Annotated in this window: 13 protein-coding genes; 8 read left to right on the top strand and 5 right to left on the bottom strand. The window is 72.3% G+C overall.

Annotation, left to right across the window (positions count from 1 at the left end; genetic code table 11):
* Positions 1–45 precede the first annotated feature (45 nt).
* Positions 46–987, bottom strand: coding sequence for a methylenetetrahydrofolate reductase [NAD(P)H] (metF, locus tag K7957_RS15010; protein WP_223012792.1), 942 nt, complete (start codon positions 985–987; stop codon positions 46–48).
* Positions 984–1,934: an ArsR/SmtB family transcription factor gene (locus K7957_RS15005; RefSeq protein WP_183921964.1), complete on the bottom strand. Its 951-nt coding sequence runs from the start codon at positions 1,932–1,934 to the stop codon at positions 984–986. The genes metF and K7957_RS15005 overlap by 4 nt, the downstream gene beginning before the upstream one ends.
* Before the next feature lie 283 nt (positions 1,935–2,217).
* Between K7957_RS15005 and K7957_RS15000 the strand changes: the two genes are divergently transcribed.
* Complete coding sequence (locus K7957_RS15000) at positions 2,218–3,567, top strand: NupC/NupG family nucleoside CNT transporter (protein WP_223012791.1); 1,350 nt, start codon at positions 2,218–2,220, stop codon at positions 3,565–3,567.
* Positions 3,568–3,776: 209 nt separating this feature from the next.
* Here K7957_RS15000 and K7957_RS14995 read toward each other — a convergent pair whose 3' ends face one another.
* From K7957_RS14995 to K7957_RS14985, 3 genes are all read right to left on the bottom strand, one after another.
* A complete protein-coding gene (locus K7957_RS14995; RefSeq protein ID WP_281422871.1) occupies positions 3,777–4,817 on the bottom strand; it encodes a mannose-1-phosphate guanylyltransferase/mannose-6-phosphate isomerase in 1,041 nt (346 codons plus the stop codon).
* A gap of 210 nt (positions 4,818–5,027) precedes the next feature.
* Positions 5,028–5,498 (bottom strand): DUF3429 domain-containing protein, encoded by a 471-nt coding sequence (locus tag K7957_RS14990; RefSeq protein ID WP_223012789.1) that lies wholly within the window; start codon positions 5,496–5,498, stop codon positions 5,028–5,030.
* 141 nt (positions 5,499–5,639) lie between these two features.
* A complete protein-coding gene (locus tag K7957_RS14985) occupies positions 5,640–5,885 on the bottom strand; it encodes a PDDEXK family nuclease (RefSeq protein ID WP_246617127.1) in 246 nt (81 codons plus the stop codon).
* 131 nt (positions 5,886–6,016) lie between these two features.
* Here K7957_RS14985 and K7957_RS14980 point away from each other — a divergent pair, with 131 nt between their 5' ends.
* The 7 genes from K7957_RS14980 to fliQ all read left to right on the top strand — a co-directional run bounded on the left by K7957_RS14980 (position 6,017) and on the right by fliQ (position 12,236).
* Positions 6,017–8,524 (top strand): flagellar hook-length control protein FliK, encoded by a 2,508-nt coding sequence (locus K7957_RS14980; RefSeq protein WP_223012788.1) that lies wholly within the window; start codon positions 6,017–6,019, stop codon positions 8,522–8,524.
* Positions 8,525–8,540: 16 nt separating this feature from the next.
* Complete coding sequence (locus K7957_RS14975) at positions 8,541–9,209, top strand: flagellar basal body-associated FliL family protein (protein ID WP_223012787.1); 669 nt, start codon at positions 8,541–8,543, stop codon at positions 9,207–9,209.
* A gap of 6 nt (positions 9,210–9,215) precedes the next feature.
* A complete protein-coding gene (locus K7957_RS14970; RefSeq protein ID WP_223012786.1) occupies positions 9,216–10,184 on the top strand; it encodes a flagellar motor switch protein FliM in 969 nt (322 codons plus the stop codon).
* Positions 10,181–10,471, top strand: coding sequence for a flagellar motor switch protein FliN (gene fliN / locus K7957_RS14965; RefSeq protein WP_132908390.1), 291 nt, complete (start codon positions 10,181–10,183; stop codon positions 10,469–10,471). The genes K7957_RS14970 and fliN overlap by 4 nt, the downstream gene beginning before the upstream one ends.
* 14 nt (positions 10,472–10,485) lie before the next feature.
* Positions 10,486–10,812, top strand: coding sequence for a flagellar biosynthetic protein FliO (locus K7957_RS14960; protein WP_223012785.1), 327 nt, complete (start codon positions 10,486–10,488; stop codon positions 10,810–10,812).
* Between the two features lie 149 nt (positions 10,813–10,961).
* Positions 10,962–11,873 (top strand): flagellar type III secretion system pore protein FliP, encoded by a 912-nt coding sequence (fliP, locus tag K7957_RS14955; RefSeq protein ID WP_246617126.1) that lies wholly within the window; start codon positions 10,962–10,964, stop codon positions 11,871–11,873.
* 81 nt (positions 11,874–11,954) lie between these two features.
* Positions 11,955–12,236, top strand: a complete 282-nt coding sequence (gene fliQ / locus K7957_RS14950; protein ID WP_223012784.1) for a flagellar biosynthesis protein FliQ — start codon at positions 11,955–11,957, stop codon at positions 12,234–12,236.
* Positions 12,237–12,294: the final 58 nt, after the last annotated feature.

Here is a 12,294-nt window from a genome sequence, read left to right as displayed (position 1 = left end):
AGCCTGCGGCTGGTCCCCCTCCCCGCTAAGCGGGGAGGATTTGACCTACGCCGCCGCGACGGTCTCTCGCGCTCGCGCCCGCACCCCCAGCAGGTGGCAGATCGCGTAGCTCAGCTCGGCCCTGTTCATCGTGTAGAAGTGGAGCTGCTTGACCCCGCCGGCGTAGAGCTTGCGGCACAGCTCGGCCGCCACCGTCGCCGCCACCAGCTGGCGCGCGCCGGGCAGGTCGTCCAGCCCCTCGAACAGCCGCACCAGCCAGCCCGGCACGTCCGTACGGCACATCGCCGCCATCCGCTGCACGCCGGCGAAGCTGCCGATCGGCATGATGCCGGGCACGATCTCGGCCTGGATCCCCGCCGCCGCCGCCGCGTCGCGGTAGCGGAAGAAGGTCTCCGCCTCGAAGAAGAACTGCGTGATCGCGCGGTTCGCCCCGGCGTCGAGCTTGCGCCTGAGATTGTCGAGATCGCCCGCGAGATCGGCCGAGCTGGGGTGGCATTCGGGATAGGCCGCCACGGAGATCTCGAACGGGTGCAGCCGGCGCAGCCCCGCCACCAGCGCGGCGGCATTCTCATAGCCGCCGGGATGCGGCGCATAGTCCGCCGCGCCCGCGGGCGGGTCGCCGCGCAGCGCGACGATGTGGCGCACCCCCGCGGCCCAATATTCCTGCGCCACCGCGTCGATCTCCTCGCGCGTCGCCTCGACGCAGGTGAGATGCGCCGCGGCGGGCACCGCGGTCTCGCGCGCGATCCGCGCCACCGTGGCGTGGGTGCGGTCGCGCGTCGACCCGCCCGCGCCGTACGTGACCGAGAGAAAGCGCGGCCCGAGCGGACAGAGCGTCTCGATCGACTGCCACAGCGTCTCCTCCGACTTCTCGCCCTTGGGCGGCGAGAACTCGAAGCTCACGTCCACGTCGCCGCCGACGTCGGCGTAGAGCGGCGCGTCCAATGCTCGGCGCGCCTCCTCGAGCTGGTTGACCGAGAATGTCATGCCGCCTTCACCTCTCGCCACGGCTCGCCGGCCTTCCGGCCGAGCCACAATTTCACCGTCAGTTCGCCGCCCTCGAGCGTCTCGGTCCGCGCCGGCAGCAGCCCGGCCGCGGCGAACCAGCGCTCGATCTGCGCGTCGGCGAAGCCCAGCCGCGTGTGCGCGTCGCGCGCGCGCAGCTCCTCGCGGTCGTGCGGCGCGAAGTCCGCGATCAGCAGCCGGCCGCCGGTCGCCAGCACGCGCGCCGCCTCGGCGATCGCGGCGCCGGGCTGCTGAGCGAAGTGCAGCACGTGGTGGAGGATCGCGACGTCCGCGGCCCCGTCTCCCAGCGGCAGCGCGTAGAGATCGGCCTGGCGCAGCTCGGCGTTGGCGAGCCCCTGCTCGCCCAGTTTGGCGCGCGCCAGCCGCAGCATCTCGCTGCTCTTGTCGATCCCCAGCGCGTGGGTGGCGCCGGGCGCGAACAGCTCGATCATCCGCCCGGTGCCGGTGCCGATGTCGATCAGCCGGCCGAGCGGCGCGTCGGCGAGCACCTCGCGCATCGCCGCCTCGACCTGCTCCTCGGCGACGTGGAGCGAGCGGATCGCGTCCCACTCGGCGGCGTTCGCCTCGAACCAGCCCGCCGCCGCGGCGGCGCGATCGGCGCGCACCGCCGCCAGCCGCGCGAGATCCGCCGCGGCCTCCTCGGTGACGCCGAGCGAGTCGAGCGCGGCGAGCACGGGCGCGAGCCGCTCGCGGTCGCCGAGCGCGACGAACACCCAGCTGCCCTCCTTGCGCCGCTCCGCCAGCCCGGCGTCGCACAGGATCTTGACGTGGCGCGACACGCGCGGCTGGCTCTGCCCCAGCACCTGCGCCAGCTCGCCCACCGAGAGCTCCATCGCGCCGAGCAGCGCGACGATGCGCAGCCGCGACGGGTCCGCGAGCGCGCTGAAGATGGCGAGGGCGTGTTTCATCCGGCGAGCAGATATAAAGATATCTTTATATGAGGTCAAACGATCCTCGCGCCCCAGTTGCCGGCGGTGTCGGCCGTGTTGCCGGCGCGCGACGTCGCGGTGGAGGCCAGCCGGGGGCGATCGCGCCGGGATGGACGGCCCGCCCAAGCCGTTGCTTATCCGGCACACCCTCCTCCAACTCGCGCGAACATGGCTGGCGGCGCGCGGCCACCGCTGTATGATCGGCCCCCGCGTGCGCGCCCTCGCCGCGCGCCCTCCACGCGGCTCACATCAAAGAAGACGAATGCAGAGAATCCTGATCGGTCTCGCGGGTATCGCGGTGATCCTGCTGCTCGCGGTGCTGCTCTCCGCCGATCGCCGCGCGATCCGCCCGCGCGTCGTCGGCAGCGCCTTCGCGCTCCAGGCGCTGATCGCCGTGATCGTGCTCTACTGGACGCCCGGCCGCGCCGCGCTCGCCGGCGCCTCGGCCGGCGTCGCCGCGCTGCTCGGTTACTCGCAGCGCGGCACCGAGTTCCTGTTCGGCAACCTCGCCAGCCCGGCGGTGGGCGGGCAGAGCTTCGCCATCGCCGCGCTGCCAGTGATCATCTTCTTCGCCAGCCTGGTGTCGATCCTCTATTACCTCGGCGTGATGCAGCTGGTGGTGCGCTGGCTCGGCGGCGCGATCGAGCGACTGATCGGGACCAGCAAGGTGGAGAGCCTGTGCGCCGCCGCCAACATCTTCGTCGGTCAGAGCGAGTCGCCGCTGGTGATCCGCCCCTATCTCGCCGGGCTCACCCCGCCCCAGGTCTTCACCGTGATGACCAGCGGCATGGCAGGCGTGGCGGGGACGATCCTGGCGGCCTATGCCTCGATGGGGATCAGCATCGACTATCTGCTCGCCGCCAGCTTCATGGCGGCGCCGGGCGGGATCCTGATGGCCAAGATCATCATGCCCGACCGGCGCGCCACGCCCGAGGGCGAGCTCGCGCTGGGCGACGTGCCGGGCGCGCCGCGCGACGTCGCTTTGGCCGACCATCGCCGCACCGCCGCGGGGATCGGGCCGGCCGCGTTGCCGAGCGAGGCGGCGCGCCCAGTCGCGGGCGAGCCGCTCCCCGACGCGACTCACGACGAGGAGAAGCCCGCCAACCTGATCATGGCGGCGGCGCAGGGCGCGCAGACCGGGGTCAAGTTGGCGGTGGCGGTCGGCGCGATGGTGCTCGCCTTCGTCGCGCTGGTGGCGCTCGCCAACGGGCTGCTCGGCGGGGTCGGCGGCTGGTTCGGCCACCCCGAGCTGAGCTTCCAGGGGCTGCTCGGCTATGTCTTCCAGCCGGTCATGTTCCTGCTCAACGTGCCGTGGCGCGAGGCCGGGATCGCGGGCGGGCTGTTCGGCGAGAAGATCGTGCTCAACGAGTTCGTCGCCTATATCGATCTCGGCAAGCAGGCGGCGCAGCTTAGTCCGCGCACCATCGCGATCGTCACCTTCGCGCTGTGCGGCTTCGCCAATTTTTCCTCGATCGCGATCCAGATGGCGGTGACGGGCAGCCTCGCCCCCAACCAGCGCCCGACGATCGCGCGGCTCGGCCTTCGCGCGCTCGCGGCGGGGAGCTTGGCGAACCTGATGAGCGCCGCGCTGGCGGGATTGTTGATCGGCTGAACCGGGAGCGGGTCCCCGTCGGCGTCAGAGCGGCACGAGGGAAAACGAAGTCTCCCCTCCCCTGCGAGGGGGGGAGTCGGGGGTGCGGAGCTTCCACAAGCGCCGCGTCAGCGGAGCGCCCCCACCGACTTCTCCCCTGATGAGGAGGGGTCGCGGCACGCTATATCGAGCGTTCCTGATCGGGGACGATCTCCCCCCCACGACTGCCCTTACTTCTTCATCGCCTCCAGCAGCAGCTTGACGTCCTGGCTGCGGCCGCGCGGCAGGATCAGGATGTCGTTGCCGCTGGCGACCACGATCAGGTCCTCGACCCCGACCATCGCCACTTTCGCCCCGTCGCTGCGCACCAGGCAGTTGCGCGTATCGAGCAGGATCACCTCGCCGGCGACGACGTTACCGCCCTGGTCGCCCGCGCTGATCGCGTGGAGCGCGTCCCAGCTGCCGACGTCACTCCAGCCCATCGCCACCGGCACCACCGCGACGCGCTCGGCCTTCTCCATCACCGCATAGTCGATCGAGTCCGAGGGCGAGGCGGCGAAGGCCTCGGCGTCGGGGTAGATGCGCGTGCCCTCGCGCCGCGCGCCGTCGAGCGAGCGCTTCACCGCCGCCAGGATATCGGGCCGATGCGCCTCCAGCGCGGCGAGATAGGCTTTGGCGCAGAACAGGAAGATGCCGCCGTTCCAGGCATGGTCGCCCGCCGCCACCATCGCTTCGGCGACGTCCCGCTTGGGCTTCTCGACGAAGCGCGCGACGCGGTGGACGCCGGCGGCGATCTCCTCGCCCACCTTGATATAGCCGTAGCCCGTCTCGGGCGCGTCGGGGGTGATACCGAAGGTGACCAGCCAGCCCTGCTCGACCAGCGGCAGTGCGGCGTGGATCGCGGCGTGGAAGGCCTCGCGGTCGGCGATCACATGGTCGGAGGGCATGACGAGCAGCGGGCTGTCACCCTCCGCGACCAGCGCGGCGAGCGCGATCGCGGGCGCGGTGTTGCGCCCGGCGGGCTCGAGGATCAGCGCGCTCGGCGCCGCGCCGATGCCGGCGAGCTGCGCCTCCACCTCATCGGCGTGCGCGGCATTGGCGACCACCACGGGCGCCGCGAAGGCGTCGCCGTGCGCGCGCGCGGCGGTGAGCTGGAGCATCGTCTCGTCCGCGGTGAGCGCCAGCAGCTGCTTGGGCTTCTCGGGGCGCGACATCGGCCACAAACGAGTACCCGACCCACCCGAGAGGATCACCGGCACGATCTCGGTCAACGTTATTCCCTTTCCCCCGGAGCGCACACGGCGCCCGCTTCGTCCGCGATAACACCCCGGCGGGCGCATGGGTCCCGTACGGCCCTTTGTGCGAAGCGGCAATCGGCGTTAACCGCGTAACTGTTCCAGCTTCGACACTTCTTCGTCGAACAGCGGGGAGGGCGTTGACATCATCCGCTGGGCCTGGCGGAGGCCGAGCGAGGGTTCATCTCAGCGAGTCATGAGCCAGGCCCAGCAGGCGGCGAGACCGGCGCAACCCAGCAGCAGCTGCGGGACCCGCAGCCGCGCGAAATGCGCCGGCGCGTTGCCGCGCAGCGCCGCGCGCCGGTCGAGCAGCGCCGCCAGCGCGTAGCCCGCGGCGAGCAGCGCCACCGCCGTGGCAGCATAAGGCACCAGCAGCGCGAGCCCGGCGATCGTGACATAGGCCACCGCCGCGGCGAGCTCGATCGCGGTCGAGGCCTCGGCGCGGGCGAACCCGAACCCGCGCCGCACCCCGCCGATGAACGATAGGATCAGCGCGCCCCAGATGATCGCCAGCCGCACCGCGAGCACGCCCCACGGCGTGGGCAGCAGCCAGGCGCCGATACCGGCCGCGACGAGCGGGAGCATCGGGCCGTAGCCGAAGACGATGCTGTCGGTGGGGATCGATCGATCGAAGCGGGTCGGTGCGCTGGTCGCCATCGCCCCCGAACGCGCGAGCGCGCGATCAGTCGCGCGCGAACATCTCGTCGGCGGGCAGCACGAGGTCGAGCGACGGCAGCGCCACGTCGCGGCGCGCGGGCGCGGTGTCGATCCAACCGCCCTCGACGTGCTGGCTGACGATCACCCATTCCTCGCCGGGACCGACGAACAGGATCGTGTCGACGCTCGGCAGCCGCTTCGGCGCAGGCGATCTCCGAGCGCGAGGAAGATATTGCCCTGCGCCCGCGCGTATTCGCGCGAGCCGTCCGCCATCATGCGGATGACGCCATCGTCGCGCTCGGCGCGCAGCTCCGGGCCGAAGTCGATCTGCAGGAACTCCTCGGCGGTGAGGAAGCGCGGGTGCTGGAGCGCGAGCAGGCTGGCCATGTCGCCACCATAAGGCTTGCGCGCGGCCGTACCAAGCGACTCCGCCGACCGGTCGCTCGCCGTCTCCGGGCAAACGGCACGGCTCTTGCTGATGCTAGGTCGTACCCGTCCACCAGCGCCCGGAGCCTGCCTTGACCACGATCGCGAGCCTGCTGCTGACCGCCGCCCCCGGCGCGCTGGCGACCCCCGGCGCCCCCGCCGGCGAGTCGCTCGCCGCCGGCGCGGGCGGGCGCACCAGGCTCGCCGTGGCGGGCGGCACCTTCCTCGACCTCGTCGCGCCCGCGAGCGACGGCACACCGGCAGCAGCGGCTGGCGGGCGGCAGGCGCTTGCCGTTCCCGGCAGCGACTTGCCGGTCGCGCTCGGCGAGGGTGCGCCGCTCGCCGCGGGTCCGACAGGCGAGGCCGCGCTCGCCTGGCTCGCCGACGCCACCGGGCTGGATGTGCCGCCAGCGTCCTCCGTACCCGAGACGGTCGTCGCCGCGGCGGCGACGCCGCGCCACGCCGTGCCGCTGCCGGCGGGCGCGGTCCTCGGTCGCGCCGCCGCGGTGCGCCGCGCGATCGCGCCCGAGCCGCCAGCGTCGACGAGCGAGGCCGTTGTGGCGGACGTCGCGCTGCTCCGGTCGAACCGCGCGTCGACTCTCGACGAGACGGCCACGGCGGAGTCGGCCGGGGGCGAGCGCCCGGCGGCCGCGCCCAGCGAGCCCCTGGCGACGACGCCGGTCGCCCCTGCCATCCTCGCTACCCCCACGATGACGCCGCCCTTCCTGGCAGCGCCCGTCCGGCGCGACGCGGCGGCAAACAACGAGGCGGCCGTGCCGCCCACCGTTGGCTCGGTCGCTGCACCGGGCCAGACTGCCGTGACACATGACAGCGCGCCGACACTTCCCCTCGCACCGCGCGACACGATCCCGGCGAAGGGATTCCCGGCCTCCGCCCGCCCTGCCGACATCACCCTCGCCCCGGCAGCACCGACTCCGGCGGCGTCAGCGGCGACGGCATCGCCCGTGGCGACCTCGGTCGGCGATGTGCCGCCCGCCCGCGCCGATGCGCCGACCGCCGCCACGCCGCTGCCCGACATCGCTGGGAAGCGCGCCGCCGTGCCGACGCTCACGCCCGGCCCCGCGATCGCCTCGTCACCCGCACGGGCCGCCGCGTCGGCGTCCTCGACGCCCGCCGCGACGATGCCCGCGACCGTCATCGCGACGGAGGGCACCGAAGCGGCGACGCCGTCGGGCAACCCGACCGCCACCGTGGCCGCCGCGACCGACGCCCTTTCCGTGCCGCCGCGCACGACCGCGCGCCGGGCCGCGGCGCCGGCGGGACCGTCACGCGTCGATAGTGCCGCTCGCCCGGCGCTCCTGCCCGCCACCGGCGCGGGCCAGATCGCCGCCGCCGTCGCCGCGCCGGCGAAGCCCCCGCTCGCCACCGTGCCGCCGCCGATCCCCTCGGGGACCGAGCAGGTCCGCGTTCAGGTCGCCCCGCGGCGCGGCGCCGTAGACGAGACCGCCCCCGCTCCCGCCGCCATTCCCGCTGACGCCGCACCGCCGCGCCAGGGGGCGCGCGCGCCGCTGCCGACGCTCGACGCCGATGCCGCCCGCCCCGTGGTCGCGTCGGCGACGCCGCCACGGTCCCCCGCGGCTGTCGCCCCGGTTGCCGCCGCGTCGACCCCGACGCCCGTCGCGAGTGTCGCCAGCGTCGCGCCCGTCATCGCAGCGGCCGCGCCGGCGCGGGTCGACGCGCCGCTGACACTCGCCCCTCCCGCGTCGCCGGCCACAGCGCCCGTCGCCACCTTGCCGACCGCGGACGGTAGCGCAGCCGCCATCGCGGCGACCGCGCTACCCGCTGACCCCGCCGCGACCGGCCCCGTCGACTCGGCCGCCGCCGTCGCGCTCGACCCGGCGCCGCACGCCGCGTCCACGGCGGTCGCGGCGACGCCCGTCGCCCTCCCCGCCGCCGCGGCGCCCGCGATCGCGACCGCGGCGCGTACGTTCGCCGACGCGATCCACCGCGCCGTCACCGCCGACGAGCGCGCCGCGCCCGCGGAGCCGCTGCCGACCGCGCAGCTCGCCCAGCCCGCGACCGGCGCGATCACGGCCGCGGCGGTCGCCGCGCCGCAGCCCGCTACCCAGCAGCCGCTCGACATGACGCACGGGCGCTGGCCCGAGGCGATGATCCATCGCATCGAGATGCTGCGCGACATGGCCAACGCCAATGACGTGCGCATTCGGCTCGTCCCCGACGCGCTGGGCGCGATCGACGTCTCGCTGCGGCGCGACGGCGATACCGTGCAGGTCCAGCTCGTCGCCGAGCAGCCGCAGACCCGCGCCCTGCTCGCCGAGGCGCAGCCGCGCCTGCAGGAGATGGCCGAGCAGCGCGGCATCAAGCTCCAGCACGGTGGTAGCGCCACGGCGGGCAACGGCTCGGGCGGCAACGGTTCGGCCAGCACGCCGCAGCAGGGCCAGGCGTCGTCCGGCGGGTCGCAGGCCGCGCAGACCGCCGCCGGCCAGTCGCAGGGCAGCAACGCCGGCCAGCAGCCCGACCGCCAGCAGCCGCAGGCGCAGCAACAGCGCGCGCCGCGTACTCCCGCTTCCGTCCGCCGCGTCGCCGACGCGGCCCCCACCGATGATCGTATCGCCTGACCCGAGGGAATGACCGATGAGTGACACCGAAGCCGCCGCGCCCAAGAAGAAGGGCAAGATGAAGACGATCCTCGTCGGCGTCGTGGGCGTCGTCGTCCTGCTGGGCGGCGGCGTCGGCGCCGGCCTGTACGCCGCCAGTTCCGGGCTGGTCGGCGGCGGCGGCGCGCACCCCGCGCTCAAGGAGGACCCCAACAAGCCCCATCTCGTCCCCAAGAGCGAGCAGAAGCGTGCCGGTGAAGGCGGCGAGGGCGGCGAGGGCGGCGAGGGCGGCGAGGGCGGTCACGGCGGCGGCGAGAGCGCCGAGGGCGGCGAGGCCAAGAGCGAGGACCATGGCGCTCCCACCCCCGAGGGTGCCGGCGGGGAGCCCTATGCCTCCAACTATTTCGCGATGGACAAGGAGTTCACCTCCAACCTCCAGGACTCGGTGCATTTCGTCCAGGTCGGCGTCGCCGTCTCCACGCCCTACGACGAGAAGGTCATCAACAACCTGAAGACCAACGACATCGCGATTCGCTCGGCGATCCTCATGACGCTGGGCGACACGACCGAGGATCAGGTCTTCACCAGCGCGGGCAAGCAGCAGCTCCAGAAGCGGCTGGTCGCGGCGATCAACCAGACTCTCCGCGAGAAAGAGGGTTTCGGCGGCATCAGTAACGTCTACTTTACCAACTTCGTGGTTCAGTGACTGGGCATGGTTAATGAGCCCGACCTCTCCGACTTCGGCCTGGAGCCCGACGCCACCGAGCGGCGCGGGCGTGGGCGCTCCGACTCTCCCGTCGGCGTGACCAACCTCGGCGCGGGGTCGGGGGCGGCGGGCAAGCTGCATCCCTTCGGCGACCTCCACACGCTGCAACACCTCTCGGCGCGCGCCGCGCGCGGGGTACGCCAGGTGTTCGAGGGCTATTGGCGCAGCGAGACGCGCACCTGGGCGGAGCCGCTCGAGGTGCTGCGTCTCGCCGACTATCGCGCCGCGCGCGGCGACAAGCTGACCGCCTATCTGCCGCTGACGATGGACGGCCGCCCGCTGCTGGTGGTGCTCGACTCGCAGTTCGTCGCCGAGCTGCTCGACCTGTTCTTCGGCGGCACCGGCGACGTATCGCCGATGCTGGCGCTCGAGTTCACCCCCGCCGCCGACGTGCTGGCGCAGCGAGTCGCCGCCGCGATGGCGCGCACGTTGCAGAGCGCGTGGGAGCCGCTGGCGCGCGCGCGCTTCGGCGCCGAGCGGTGCGAGCTGGGCTCCAACCTGATCCAGGGGATCGAGGGCGACGACGTGGTGATCTCCACCCGCTTCGGCCTCGCGCGCGGCAGCGCCAAGCCGCTGTTCGTCGACGTGCTCTACCCCGTCGCCACGCTCAAGCCGCACACGGTCGCGCTCACCGGCAAGGTGGTGGCCAAGCCCGCCGAGGTCGACGCCGAGTGGCGTACCCAGCTGACCCGCGCCGCGATGGGCGTGCGGCTGCCGGTGCGCTCGGTGCTGGCCGAGCCGACGATCTCGCTCGCCAAGCTGATGGACCTCAAGGAAGGCGACGTCATCCCGATCAGCTTCGGCCCCGACGTGCCGATCGTGATCGGCGGCGTCGCGCTCGGCATGGGCACGGTCGGCACCTCCAACGGTCGCGCCGCGATCCGCATCTCCAAGCTCGAAGGACCCCTGCTATGAACGACATGACGAGCGGCTTCACGATCGACGCGGCGGTCGCCGCCAACCTGCGCATGCTCCAGGACGTCGACGTCAAGCTGACGGTGGAGATCGGCTCGACCACGCTGTCGCTGCGCGAGCTGCTCGCGCTCGGCGAGGCCAGCGTGATCGAGCTCGACCGACAGGCGGGCGAGTTGCTGGATGTTCTGGTTAACGGCACGTTGATTGGCCGCGGCGAAGTCGTCACGGTGGGTGACCGCTTCGGGGTGAAGATGACCGAGCTGGTCGCGCCCGAGAAGCGAGGCTGAGAGGCGACGCGCTGATGATGTGGACCTATATCCTCAAGCTGGTGGTGCTGCTGCCGCTGGTCTGCGGCTTGATGATCGGGTGCCTGTATCTGTGGCGGCGGCTCGAGACGCGGCTGCCGGGCAAGACCGCGGCCCGGATGATCGCGGTGCGCGAGACGATGATGATCTCGCCGGGGCTGCGGCTCGCGGTGATCGACTTCGAGGGCAGCCGTCTGCTCGTCTCGGTCGGCCGCGGCGGCGTGACGTTGGTCGACAAGACGCCGGCGACGGGCGAGGGTATCGCCGCGGCGGTCGACCCGGCCGAGGCGGCGCGCGCGCTGGCGCGCGAGTTCCGGCGGTGAGCGGGGGTGATTTCGCGATCGCTACCGTCTCCTTCCGTCATCCTGAACTCGTTTCAGGATCCACCGTACCGCAGAAGACGACGCCTCGGCATGATGGGCGACGTGGATCCTGAAACAAGTTCAGGATGACGCTGGGAAGGAGGATGCGGATGCCGACGATGCAACAGAATTACACCGTCACGCGCACCGGCGGCACCGCGGCGCTGATCCGCGCGCGCGCCGCCAAGCGCCAGCACGCCTGGCGCGTGCTGCTCGCGCTCGCCGCCATCGCGGTGATGCTGTGCGTCGCCTTCCCCGCGCTCGCCCAGACGGGACCCGCCGCGCCGCCCCCCGGCGCGCCCGCGGCGCCCGCGCCGGGCGTCGGCGACGCGGTCGACCGCGCGCTCGGCCAGCTCTCGCGCGGCGACGCCTCGAGCACGCCCGGCAACGGCTCGCTGTCGCTGTCGCTGCAAGTGCTCATCATCATGGGGCTGCTCACGATCCTGCCCGGGATCGTGCTGATGATGACGAGCTTCACCCGCATCATCATCGTGCTGTCGATCCTGCGCCAGGCCATGGGGCTGCAACAGACCCCGCCCAACCAGGTGCTGATCGGCCTGTCGCTTTTCCTCAGCTTCTTCGTGATGGCGCCCGCGATCAACCAGATCAACACGACCGCGATCCAGCCCTATTCGCAGGGGCGCATCGGCGGCACGCAGCTGATCCAGGCCGCGGGCGCGCCGCTCCACGCATTCATGGAGAAGCAGACGCGCGTGAAGGACGTCACGATGTTCGCCGAGATGGCCAAGTCCGGCCCCTATGCCAGCCCGCGCGACATCCCCTATTCGGTGCTGCTGCCGGCCTATGTCACCTCCGAGCTGAAGACCGCCTTCCAGATCGGCTTCCTCGTCTTCCTGCCCTTCATCGTGATCGACCTGGTGGTGGCGACCGTGCTGATGGCGCTGGGCATGGCGATGCTGAGCCCGACGATCATCTCGCTGCCGTTCAAGCTGCTGCTGTTCGTGCTGGTCGACGGCTGGGCACTGACGATGGGTAGCCTCGCCAACAGTTTCGCGACCTGAAGGTAGAGGTGCGTTAACCAAGTTCCGCCATAGCGCGCCTGTCCCGACCCCGTCCCGGGGCGACGCCATCGAGAAGCCCGCATGCACCCGCTCGTCGACGCCGATTATTTCCTGACCGTCGCCAACCAGACGATGTGGGTGCTGGCGCTCGCCGCGGCGCCGATCCTGATCCCGGCGCTGCTGTCGGGACTGATCCTCGGCATGGTCCAGGCCGCCACCTCGATCAACGAGCAGACGCTGAGCTTCGTCCCCAAGCTGATCGTGGTCGCGGTGTCGATCATGGTGTTCGGCGCGATGATCCTCGGGCTGCTGAGCGACTTCACCAACGAGATCTTCGCGCGCATCCCCGATCTGGTGCGGTGAGCGCGTGACCGTGCTGCTACCTCCTTCTTCTCTTCTGTTCCCCGGCGAAGGCCGGGGC

Source organism: Sphingomonas yunnanensis (assembly GCF_019898765.1).
Classification (GTDB): domain Bacteria; phylum Pseudomonadota; class Alphaproteobacteria; order Sphingomonadales; family Sphingomonadaceae; genus Sphingomonas; species Sphingomonas yunnanensis.
This window is presented reverse-complemented; position numbering and strand designations above follow the sequence as displayed.

Excerpts from the sequence above, each read along its gene's own strand:
- K7957_RS15005 (WP_183921964.1), bottom strand. The coding sequence starts at position 1,934 with ATGAAACACGCCCTCGCCATCTTCAGCGCGCTCGCGGACCCGTCGCGG.
- K7957_RS14985 (WP_246617127.1), bottom strand. The coding sequence starts at position 5,885 with ATGGCCAGCCTGCTCGCGCTCCAGCACCCGCGCTTCCTCACCGCCGAG.
- K7957_RS14960 (WP_223012785.1), top strand. The coding sequence starts at position 10,486 with ATGATGTGGACCTATATCCTCAAGCTGGTGGTGCTGCTGCCGCTGGTC.
- K7957_RS14970 (WP_223012786.1), top strand. The coding sequence starts at position 9,216 with ATGGTTAATGAGCCCGACCTCTCCGACTTCGGCCTGGAGCCCGACGCC.
- K7957_RS14990 (WP_223012789.1), bottom strand. The coding sequence starts at position 5,498 with ATGGCGACCAGCGCACCGACCCGCTTCGATCGATCGATCCCCACCGAC.
- fliQ (WP_223012784.1), top strand. The coding sequence starts at position 11,955 with ATGCACCCGCTCGTCGACGCCGATTATTTCCTGACCGTCGCCAACCAG.
- fliN (WP_132908390.1), top strand. The coding sequence starts at position 10,181 with ATGAACGACATGACGAGCGGCTTCACGATCGACGCGGCGGTCGCCGCC.
- K7957_RS14975 (WP_223012787.1), top strand. The coding sequence starts at position 8,541 with ATGAGTGACACCGAAGCCGCCGCGCCCAAGAAGAAGGGCAAGATGAAG.
- K7957_RS15000 (WP_223012791.1), top strand. The coding sequence starts at position 2,218 with ATGCAGAGAATCCTGATCGGTCTCGCGGGTATCGCGGTGATCCTGCTG.
- fliP (WP_246617126.1), top strand. The coding sequence starts at position 10,962 with ATGCCGACGATGCAACAGAATTACACCGTCACGCGCACCGGCGGCACC.
- metF (WP_223012792.1), bottom strand. The coding sequence starts at position 987 with ATGACATTCTCGGTCAACCAGCTCGAGGAGGCGCGCCGAGCATTGGAC.